Here is an 860-nt window from a genome sequence, read left to right on the forward strand (position 1 = left end):
ACATTAATTCGGGTGTAGAACCTGATTTTGCAGGAAGCACTTCAGTCCAGATCCTCGAAAAAATTCGTTCAGAAGGTTGCGCTAACCCCAGAGAAATAAACCACCAACGCAAAAGAAACGTCTGCTCTCGCTTAGCAAGTAAGTTGAGGTTAGTAAGAGAAATTCCATGATCGTTTGCGTAGTTCGTGATGTGCATATGCTTTAACACTGCTTGCGCCAAACGCAACGCTGAACCATTAACTCGAGTATGCCCTTTGCTTAACAACACTAAATCATCAACGTAACTATCTGACTGAGCCAACAATCGCGGCAACACTTGATGACGAATGCGATTCCTTGTGATCGAAAGGTCTCGATTAGATTCATCTTCGACCCAACTCACACCTTGGTCTTGGACATATTGCTCAAGATCCTTTCTTCGTAAATCTAGAAATGGTCGAACGAGATGACCTAGTCCCATAGGCCGACTGTGAGGAATAGCAGCCAACAAACTCGAGTCAGTCTCTCTTATAAGTCGCATAAGAACCGTCTCGATTTGATCATCAAGATGATGCGCCAACAACAAAATATCATCGGTGCCGACATGTCGTTTGAACACCGCATATCGCGCTTCACGCGCCGCTTGCTCGAGACTTTTACCTTTCAGATCAAGTTGAACACGCTCAACAATGCATGGTATTTGATATTCGGCACAAACAGCTTGGCAATGCTCCGCCCACGCATCAGCGTGAGAACTTAATCCATGGTGAACATGGATAGCGCAGAATGATTGAGTTGGTTTTAGTGTTTGGAGTGAGCGAACCGCGGAGAGAAGCAAAGCAGTGGAATCAAGCCCACTGCTATATGCGATATAAATAGTC

The 860-nt window shown here is 45.1% G+C and carries 1 protein-coding gene; it reads right to left on the bottom strand.

Going from position 1 to position 860, the window contains the following annotated elements; translation table 11 throughout:
* The coding region (gene tilS / locus A3739_RS06665) for a tRNA lysidine(34) synthetase TilS (RefSeq protein ID WP_068500804.1) at window positions 1-860 on the bottom strand (860 nt) is incomplete at both ends.

The sequence above is a fragment of the Oleiphilus sp. HI0067 genome (genome assembly GCF_001635735.1).